The sequence below is a fragment of the Neisseria sp. HMSC055H02 genome, from assembly GCF_001813335.1.
Classification (GTDB): domain Bacteria; phylum Pseudomonadota; class Gammaproteobacteria; order Burkholderiales; family Neisseriaceae; genus Neisseria; species Neisseria sicca_C.
On record NZ_KV812081.1, the window covers coordinates 33,437 to 42,506 of the forward strand.

The 9,070-nt window shown below is 49.3% G+C and carries 6 protein-coding genes and 2 pseudogenes; 5 read left to right on the forward strand and 3 right to left on the reverse strand.

Annotation, left to right across the window (positions count from 1 at the left end; all coding sequences use genetic code 11):
* Positions 1-47: 47 nt before the first annotated feature.
* Both HMPREF2907_RS03305 and ppsR read right to left on the reverse strand, forming a co-directional pair.
* Positions 48-887 (reverse strand): DUF4198 domain-containing protein, encoded by an 840-nt coding sequence (locus tag HMPREF2907_RS03305; RefSeq protein ID WP_070680050.1) that lies wholly within the window; start codon positions 885-887, stop codon positions 48-50.
* Positions 888-1,104: 217 nt separating this feature from the next.
* Complete coding sequence (gene ppsR, locus HMPREF2907_RS03310) at positions 1,105-1,926, reverse strand: posphoenolpyruvate synthetase regulatory kinase/phosphorylase PpsR (protein WP_045073018.1); 822 nt, start codon at positions 1,924-1,926, stop codon at positions 1,105-1,107.
* A gap of 418 nt (positions 1,927-2,344) precedes the next feature.
* Here ppsR and ppsA point away from each other — a divergent pair, with 418 nt between their 5' ends.
* The 4 genes from ppsA to clpP all read left to right on the forward strand — a co-directional run bounded on the left by ppsA (position 2,345) and on the right by clpP (position 8,002).
* A complete protein-coding gene (ppsA, locus tag HMPREF2907_RS03315) occupies positions 2,345-4,729 on the forward strand; it encodes a phosphoenolpyruvate synthase (protein ID WP_070680053.1) in 2,385 nt (794 codons plus the stop codon).
* A gap of 241 nt (positions 4,730-4,970) precedes the next feature.
* Complete coding sequence (locus tag HMPREF2907_RS03320) at positions 4,971-5,654, forward strand: peptidoglycan DD-metalloendopeptidase family protein (protein WP_070680219.1); 684 nt, start codon at positions 4,971-4,973, stop codon at positions 5,652-5,654.
* A gap of 329 nt (positions 5,655-5,983) precedes the next feature.
* Positions 5,984-7,294 carry a trigger factor gene (gene tig, locus HMPREF2907_RS03325; RefSeq protein ID WP_070680055.1) on the forward strand — a complete coding sequence of 437 codons (1,311 nt, stop codon included), beginning with the start codon at positions 5,984-5,986 and terminating at the stop codon, positions 7,292-7,294.
* Between the two features lie 87 nt (positions 7,295-7,381).
* Positions 7,382-8,002 carry an ATP-dependent Clp endopeptidase proteolytic subunit ClpP gene (clpP, locus tag HMPREF2907_RS03330; RefSeq protein WP_070680058.1) on the forward strand — a complete coding sequence of 207 codons (621 nt, stop codon included), beginning with the start codon at positions 7,382-7,384 and terminating at the stop codon, positions 8,000-8,002.
* Between the two features lie 115 nt (positions 8,003-8,117).
* Here the strand turns inward: clpP and HMPREF2907_RS12440 are convergent.
* Positions 8,118-8,726: pseudogene (locus tag HMPREF2907_RS12440) on the reverse strand (integrase core domain-containing protein).
* Positions 8,727-8,758: 32 nt separating this feature from the next.
* On the opposite strand from HMPREF2907_RS12440, the pseudogene HMPREF2907_RS12845 reads away from it, so the two are divergent.
* Positions 8,759-9,031, forward strand: a pseudogene (locus HMPREF2907_RS12845) (helix-turn-helix domain-containing protein); the annotation flags it as partial.
* Between the last annotated feature and the right edge of the window lie 39 nt (positions 9,032-9,070).

The following is a 9,070-nucleotide window of genomic DNA, read 5'->3' on the forward strand; positions in this document are numbered from 1 at the left end:
TCGTCTGAAAACTTTTTCAGACGACCTTTTCGATCATTCACACTTGATTAGTGTTGATGATGATGGTGTTCATGCCGTTCAGCCGCGCGTTTTGTTCCGACGGGCATAATCAGCGTTGCATACGACTTGCCCTCTTGGCAAACGCTTTTATCGGCATAGTTTGCCTGATGGACGGCTTTGATTTTCCACAAACCGTCGATCAAAGGAATCACGTTGACGACGCCGTCTTTATCCGTTTTCCCTGAGAAACCTTGAGGCTCGCGGTGGTCGTGCGTCGCCGCCAAATCCATTTCCGCTAGCGTATCCGAGCTTGCCATTACCGTCGCTTTAGCCAACGGTTTGCCTTTATAAAGCACTTTAATCGGCAAAAGGCCGCCTGCCTTAACTTCATTCGGATTTTTAAGCGGAACCAGTTCCAACTCATGACCGACCGGACGGGTCAACACGCTTTCATCCACACCTGCGCTGCCCACTTGCAAAAACGCCTTGCCGAACATCTGGGCCTGTTCGCAATAAGTCGCGCCGGGCAGGTCTTTCAAGGTTTTCTGTTTCCAGCCTTCACTGTTTTGCGACCAGAACGTCGGTTTGTACACTGCGCCGACCCAATACGAACCGTCTTTCAGGCGGGATTTGGAAACATATTGGTAATTTTCACCTTTATTCGTCAAATCAACGGTTTTCCCGGATTTGTCCGTCAATTGCAGCGGTTTGAAAATATGCACGCGGTCGTCGGCGATTTTTTCGACATTCGGGAAATCATGGCTGTAACCCAAATCCGCTTTCAACGTACCGCCCGAATCTAAACGCACCGGAGCCGACACCCACAAATCATGCGCCTGCGCCGCCATGCTCAAGCCCAATGCGCCAAGTATCCATAATTTTTTCATGTTTCTTCCTCAAATTTGATTGTTTACGGTTCAAAAGCTAACGGAAAGCCCGAAAAGCAAGGCAACCTTACTCTTTTTATTTCAAAATGTAAATATTATTGATGATTGTTTTTAGTTACAAAGAACTAGAAATCCTTAAAGGGACAACAGAAAACAAGAGGTCGTCTGAAACACCAAATTGCTTTTCAGACGACCTCTTGCTCATACTTTAAGAAAATCAAAAACGCCGCTTCAATTTGCAGGCTTGAAGGATATGGACGGCAAGTTCCTCCACCGATTTATCCGTCGTATTGGTGAACGGGATGCCGTGGCGTTTGAACATATTTTGCGCATCGGAAATCTCACTGCGGCAGGTATCGATTTTGGCATAAGTCGAATTCGGACGGCGCTCTTGACGGATGGCCTGCAGGCGTTCGGGTTGAATGGTCAGGCCGAACAGTTTGTCTTTGTAAGGTTTGACCATGCGCGGCAGGTCGGTGGATTCCAAATCGTCGGGAATCAGCGGGTAATTGGCGGCGCGGATGCCGTATTGCAGGGCGAGGTAAAGACAGGTCGGCGTTTTGCCCGAACGCGATACACCCATCAGGATCACATCGGCTTCTTTCAGGTTTTTATCGCTGACGCCGTCGTCGTGGTTGAGCGAGAAATTGACCGCCTCCATACGCGCATCGTAGCGTTGCGTATTGCCGATACTGTGGTGCCCCTGCTCGGCGGCAACCGCCTCGGTGTTGAGTTCTTTTTCCAAAAGCCCGAGGAAGGTTTCGAAAAAATTGATATGGAAAGCGCCCGCTTTTTTGATGATTTCACGGATTTCGTCATTAACGACGCTGACGAAGGCAATCGGGCGCAAACCGTTTTCCTGAGCGTTGCGGTTGACTATTTCGACGACGGTACGCGCTTTTTCAGGCGTATCAATGAAAGGATAGGTGTGGCGTTTGAATTCGATTCTGCCAAACTGATTCAGCAGTGCCTCACCGATATTTTCAGCAGTCAGGCCGGTACGGTCGGAAATATAAAACACATGGCGCGGGGCGGTCATTCGGTTATCCTCTAAAATTTTAAATGGTTGCAGGCAGTCATCATAGCAGCTGAAACCTTCTAAATAAAGGGAATACGCTTAAATTACACCCAACTACACCAAAATCAAACTACTTTATAAACGCATTTTTATTCCAATAATTAAATTATCTTAAAATTTTATACCCATCAAAAACCTTTCCAAACTCTACCAATCAGTCATTAATCTATTTCAAACCTTATGTTTTACAAAGAAATAGACAATGGGAATAATGGTTTCTCCATCAGATTTCATTTGACTACACGCCTGAAGCCCGCAATTTTTCAGACGACCTGCAAATCACTCGGGACAGAAAAAGCATGACAGCAGCCGTTTGAATCGCTTAAAATAACAAAGCGTATTCGTTTCTTTTTTAACATATCTTGGATTGGACACACAAATGGCTGACAACTACGTAATTTGGTTTGAAAACCTGCGTATGACTGATGTTGAAAGCGTGGGCGGCAAAAACGCCTCCCTAGGTGAAATGATCAGTCAGTTGACTGAAAAAGGCGTCCGCGTCCCCGGCGGTTTTGCCACTACCGCCGAAGCCTACCGCGCATTCTTGGCGCACAACGGACTGAGCGAGCGTATTTCCGCCGCACTGGCACAACTGGATGTGGAAGATGTCGCCGAACTGGCGCGCGTCGGTAAAGAAATCCGCCAATGGATTTTGGATACGCCCTTCCCCGAACAACTAGATGCCGAAATCGAAACAGCATGGAACAAAATGGTTGCAGACGCAGGGGGCGCGGATATTTCCGTTGCCGTCCGTTCTTCTGCAACCGCCGAAGACCTGCCTGACGCATCGTTTGCAGGTCAACAGGAAACCTTTCTCAATATCAACGGCTTGGAAAACGTCAAAGCAGCCATGCACCATGTATTCGCTTCTTTGTACAACGACCGCGCCATCTCCTACCGCGTACATAAAGGCTTCGAACACGACATCGTCGCCCTCTCCGCAGGCGTGCAACGCATGGTGCGTTCCGACAGCGGCGCGTCCGGTGTCATGTTCACCCTCGACACCGAATCCGGCTTCGACCAAGTCGTTTTCGTGACTTCATCTTACGGTCTGGGTGAAAACGTCGTACAAGGCGCGGTCAACCCCGACGAATTCTATGTATTCAAACCCACGCTGAAAGCGGGCAAACCTGCCATCCTGCGCAAAACCATGGGTTCGAAACAAATCAAAATGATTTTTACCGACAAAGCAGAAGCCGGTAAATCCGTGATGAACGTCGATGTTCCTGAAGAAGACCGCAACCGCTTCTCCATTACCGACGAAGAAATCACCGAGTTGGCACACTATGCGCTGACGATCGAAAAACACTACGGCCGCCCGATGGATATCGAATGGGGTCGCGACGGCTTGGACGGCAAACTCTACATACTGCAAGCCCGTCCAGAAACAGTGAAATCCCAAGAGGAAGGCAGCCGCAACCTGCGCCGCTTCGATATCAACGGCGATAAAACCGCATTGTGCGAAGGTCGCGCCATCGGTCAAAAAGTCGGTCAAGGCAAAGTCCGCTTGGTGAAAGACGCATCCGAAATGGATTCCGTGGAAGCAGGCGACGTACTCGTTACCGACATGACCGACCCGGATTGGGAACCGGTAATGAAACGCGCTTCCGCCATCGTCACCAACCGCGGCGGCCGCACCTGCCACGCCGCCATCATCGCGCGCGAACTGGGTATTCCTGCCGTAGTCGGCTGCGGCGACGCAACCGAATTGCTGAGCAACGGTCAAGAAGTTACCGTATCCTGCGCCGAAGGCGATACAGGCTTCATCTATTCCGGCCTGCTGGACGTACAAATCACCGACGTTGCCTTGGACAATATGCCCAAAGCGCCGGTTAAAGTCATGATGAACGTCGGCAACCCCGAACTCGCATTCAGCTTCGCCAACCTGCCGAGCGAAGGCATCGGCTTGGCACGCATGGAATTCATCATCAACCGCCAAATCGGCATCCACCCGAAAGCCTTGTTGGAATTTGACAAACAAGACGATGAATTGAAAGCGGAAATTACCCGCCGCATCGCCGGCTACGCCTCCCCTGTCGACTTCTACGTCGATAAAATCGCCGAAGGCGTGGCGACATTGGCCGCATCGGTTTATCCGCGTAAAACCATCGTCCGTATGTCCGACTTCAAATCCAACGAATACGCCAACTTGGTCGGCGGCAGCATTTACGAACCGCACGAAGAAAACCCGATGCTGGGCTTCCGCGGTGCGGCGCGTTATGTCGCCGAAAGCTTCAAAGACTGCTTCGCCCTCGAATGCAAAGCCCTCAAACGCGTCCGTGACGAAATGGGTCTGACCAACGTCGAAATCATGATTCCGTTCGTCCGCACTTTGGGCGAAGCCGAAGCTGTTGTCAAAGCTTTGAAAGAAAACGGTTTGGAACGCGGCAAAAACGGCCTGCGCCTGATTATGATGTGCGAACTGCCGAGCAACGCGGTATTGGCAGAACAATTCCTGCAATACTTCGACGGCTTCTCCATCGGCTCCAACGACATGACCCAACTGACCCTCGGCCTCGACCGCGACAGCGGCTTGGTGTCCGAATCATTTGACGAACGCAACCCTGCCGTCAAAGTGATGCTGCATTTGGCAATCTCTGCCTGCCGCAAGCAAAACAAATACGTCGGTATCTGCGGTCAAGGTCCGTCAGACCATCCGGACTTTGCCAAATGGTTGGTTCAAGAAGGCATCGAAAGCGTTTCCCTGAATCCGGATACCGTCATCGAAACTTGGCTGTATTTGGCTAATGAGTTGAATAAATAAGATTTTTTTATAAAGTCTAAAAATCCCCCGTCCCGAAAGCGGACGGGGGATTTGTTTTAACTATCCAACGGCAGATATAATTTGACTTTATTTTACGCTGAGTAAAATATGCTTCTAATCAAAAAGATAAAATTCTGCGGCCATTTGGCATTCATAAAACATCTCAAAAGCCGATGAACCTTCACCCAAATAAAGCGTCTGAAGACAATTCATTCGCTGATTTTTATTAAATAGACATATGATGAACACCATTCCTATTTTTCAGACGACCTTCAAACGACTAAGCCCTTTCTGCCTGGCACTTTTTTTGGCTGCCTGCGCCGGAAGCGGTTCACCGACAGGCAGAGTCCCGGACGGATATTACAGAGTCAAGTCCGGCGACACACTATCCCAAATTGCCAAACGCCACGGCCAAAGCATCCATACATTGGCATCTTGGAACAACCTGCAAGACACCTCTAAAATCGAAGTAGGTCAAGTCTTACGCGTCCGACGCAATACGCGCCCTATTTCCCAATCAAAGCAAGCAACTCAGGCCGTCGCACCGATCAACCGCTTGAACTTACAATGGCCTGTTGAAAACGGACGCAACTCCGTTATCAAGCAATACAACGGAACAACCAATAAAGGCATCGATATAGCAGGCACACCCGGAGAACCTGTAAAATCCGCAGCTGCGGGGAAGGTATTGTATGTCGGAGAAGAAGTACGGGGTTACGGCAAACTGATTTTAATCAGCCACAATGATTATGCGATTACAGCTTATGCACATAATGATGCCTTACTGGTACAAAAAGACCATCAGGTCGCAGCCGGCCAGCAGATTGCAACGATGGGCAGCACAGACACCGACAGCGTAAAGCTGCATTTCGAAGTCCGTCTGAACGGCAAAGCCGTCAATCCTATGCCATACTTGCCCAATTAACATCCTCAAACTTCAAAAGGTCGTCTGAATACTCTCTTCCGACTTTCAGACGACATTTGTAGCTCCGCATAAGTTTATCGGAATGCCGCCATCTATCTCCCATCCAACTACTTTTTCCAAGCCGGAGCGGACAGATGTGGCAACCGTTTTGCAATGATTTCACTATATTATCCAGTCAATCAAACATTGTGATATACTAGCCAGCTAATTTTCCTGCCTTTTGCAAGCAACGGACGATAAAAGCCCCGATGGGTCGGAGCCGCTTTTGCAGTCATCATTGGTAAAAGGATTCCCATTTTTTATTTAACACAACAAATTAAGGTCTTACGATGAGCGTAACTGTCGAAACTTTAGAAAACTTGGAACGCAAAGTAGTGCTGTCTCTGCCTTGGTCCGAAATCAACGCAGAAACCGATAAAAAACTGAAACAAACCCAACGCCGTGCAAAAATCGACGGTTTCCGTCCGGGTAAAGCCCCTTTAAAAATGATTGCCCAAATGTACGGTGCAAGCGCTCAAAATGATGTCATCAACGAAATGGTCCAACGCCGCTTCTACGATGTTGCCGTTGCCCAAGAATTGAAAGTTGCCGGCTATCCGCGTTTCGAAGGCGTTGAAGAACAAGACGATAAAGAATCCCTGAAAATCGCTGCGATTTTCGAAGTGTTCCCTGAAGTCGTTATCGGCGATTTGTCTGCACAAGAAGTCGAAAAAGTAACCGCTTCCGTCGGCGATGCCGAAGTGGACCAAACCGTAGAAATCCTGCGCAAACAACGCACCCGCTTCAACCATGTTGAGCGCGAAGCCCAAAACGGCGACCGCGTCATCATCGACTTCGAAGGCAAAATCGACGGCGAACCTTTCGCCGGCGGCGCATCCAAAAACTACGCCTTCGTATTGGGCGCAGGTCGAATGTTGCCTGAATTTGAAGCCGGCGTAGTCGGCATGAAGGCAGGCGAAAGCAAAGACGTTACCGTCAATTTCCCTGAAGACTACCACGGTAAAGACGTTGCCGGTAAATCCGCTGTCTTCACCATCACATTGAACAACGTATCCGAACCCACCCTGCCCGAAGTTGACGCTGACTTCGCTAAAGCATTGGGTATCGCCGACGGCGACGTTGCCAAAATGCGCGAAGAAGTGAAGAAAAACGTGGGCCGCGAAGTTGAGCGCCGCGTAAACGAACAAACCAAAGAATCTGTAATGAACGCGCTGCTCAAAGCCGTAGAGCTGAAAGCGCCTGTTGCTTTGGTAAATGAAGAAGCCGCCCGCTTGGCAAACGAAATGAAACAAAACTTCGTCAACCAAGGCATGGCTGACGCTGCCAACTTGGATCTGCCTTTGGACATGTTCAAAGAGCAAGCCGAACGCCGCGTATCTTTGGGTCTGATTTTGGCCAAACTGGTTGAAGAAAACAAACTGGAACCGACTGAAGAGCAAATCAAAGCCGTTGTTGCCAACTTCGCAGAAAGCTACGAAGATCCTCAAGAAGTGATCGACTGGTACTACGCAGAGCCTTCCCGCCTGCAAGGTCCGACTTCTTTGGCAGTAGAAAGCAACGTCGTTGATTTCGTTTTGGGCAAAGCCAAAGTAACCGAAAAAGCTTTGTCTTTTGACGAAGTGATGGGCGCACAAGCCTAATCATCTTCAAAAGGTCGTCTGAAACAGGCAACTTGAAAGCACCAAAGCATCCCTTTGGTGCTTTCGCAACATTGACAGGAGACAAAAATGTCCTTCGATTTCAATAATTACCTCGTTCCCACCGTTATCGAACAAAGCGGCCGCGGCGAGCGTGCATTTGATATTTACTCGCGCCTTTTGAAAGAGCGCATCGTATTTTTGATTGGCCCGGTAACCGACGAGTCCGCCAATTTGGTGGTTGCCCAGCTGTTGTTTTTGGAGAGTGAAAATCCGGACAAAGATATTTTCTTCTACATCAACTCTCCCGGCGGTTCGGTAACGGCAGGCATGTCGATTTACGACACCATGAATTTCATCAAGCCCAACGTCTCCACTTTGTGCTTGGGACAAGCGGCAAGCATGGGCGCATTCCTGCTCTCGGCAGGCGAGAAAGGCAAACGCTTCGCCCTGCCTAACAGCCGTATTATGATCCACCAGCCTTTAATCAATGGCGGTTTGGGCGGTCAGGCATCCGATATTGAGATTCATGCCCGCGAGCTTTTAAAACTCAAAGAAAAGCTCAACCGCCTGATGGCGAAACACTGCGGACGCGACTTGGCAGATTTGGAACGCGACACCGATCGCGATAACTTCATGTCTGCCGAAGAAGCCAAAGAATACGGCTTGATTGACCAAGTTCTGGAAAATCGCGCTTCTTTGCAAGTTTAAATGTTTTCGCAAAAATTAAAGGTCGTCTGAAAACTGTTTAAAGGTTTTCAGACGACCTTTGCCTTGTTATAAAATCCTTTTATCGACCCACTAATATGGAACCCATATTTTTTACTCAGCCTTTTAACGGCGTATCGCCGTTCAAACTGCGGTGCGGCTTCACGGTGTTATAGAAATTAACAAAGCGGCACAACTCCTTTTGCCAATGTTTCAGACTGTCAAACGATAGTTTCTCATGCCACATGTCCATCAGGGTAGGGATAACCCGATCCGCCTTACCGTTGGCCTGCAGACGGGCAACCCGGGTAAACTTTTGACCAATCTATTTCTCATAACATCCTACCGAAAGCATGGTTGGCCGAGCCTTTGTATTCCGTACCGTTGTCGGAGTAAACGCACTCAATCAGGTATGGACAGGGATCAATCAGGTGTTCGGTCAGAAACTTGGCGGCACTGTCTGCGGTTTTGTCCGGCAAAATGGCGGCGTATAGCTCTCTTGAGAAATCGTCGATGGCGACAAACGGGTAGTCCCGCTTAACGGTTGTTGGTACTGGTTTGGGGTTTGAGCAGTCTGCCTCTTGCGGCTTTAAGCGTGCGGTAAATGGTGATGCGGCTGACTTGGTAGCGGTGTGCCAGGGAGGTGACGCTTTCCTTTTCTGCGCGTAGGCCAGCCAAATGGCTTGGAGCTGTGCGAGGTGAGACGGATGTTTTTGTGTATGTTCATGTTTCAGTATTCTCCTGGAAATACTGTAAGCAATGCTGCTGGTTTCTATCCAATACCTGTCCCGGCACTGCACCATCGCCAAACAGCTAAACTGCCACAAAAGCACCATCAGCCGCGAAATCAAACGGCACCGTACCCAAGAGCGGCAATACAGTGTCGAAAAAGCACAACGGCAAAGCCGTCTTACCAAACAGCGCAAGCGAAAACACTATAAGCTCCATTCGCAACTGACTCAGCACATCGACACCCTTATCCGCCGCAAACCCAGTCCTGAACAAGTATGCGCCTACCTGCGCAAACACCACTAAATCACGCTCCATCACAGCACCGTTTACCGCTACCTC

Bases quoted from the DNA above. Each gene is read 5' to 3' on its own strand.
- ppsR (WP_045073018.1), bottom strand. From the start codon at position 1,926: ATGACCGCCCCGCGCCATGTGTTTTATATTTCCGACCGTACCGGCCTG.
- ppsA (WP_070680053.1), top strand. From the start codon at position 2,345: ATGGCTGACAACTACGTAATTTGGTTTGAAAACCTGCGTATGACTGAT.
- HMPREF2907_RS03320 (WP_070680219.1), top strand. From the start codon at position 4,971: ATGAACACCATTCCTATTTTTCAGACGACCTTCAAACGACTAAGCCCT.
- clpP (WP_070680058.1), top strand. From the start codon at position 7,382: ATGTCCTTCGATTTCAATAATTACCTCGTTCCCACCGTTATCGAACAA.
- HMPREF2907_RS03305 (WP_070680050.1), bottom strand. From the start codon at position 887: ATGAAAAAATTATGGATACTTGGCGCATTGGGCTTGAGCATGGCGGCG.
- tig (WP_070680055.1), top strand. From the start codon at position 5,984: ATGAGCGTAACTGTCGAAACTTTAGAAAACTTGGAACGCAAAGTAGTG.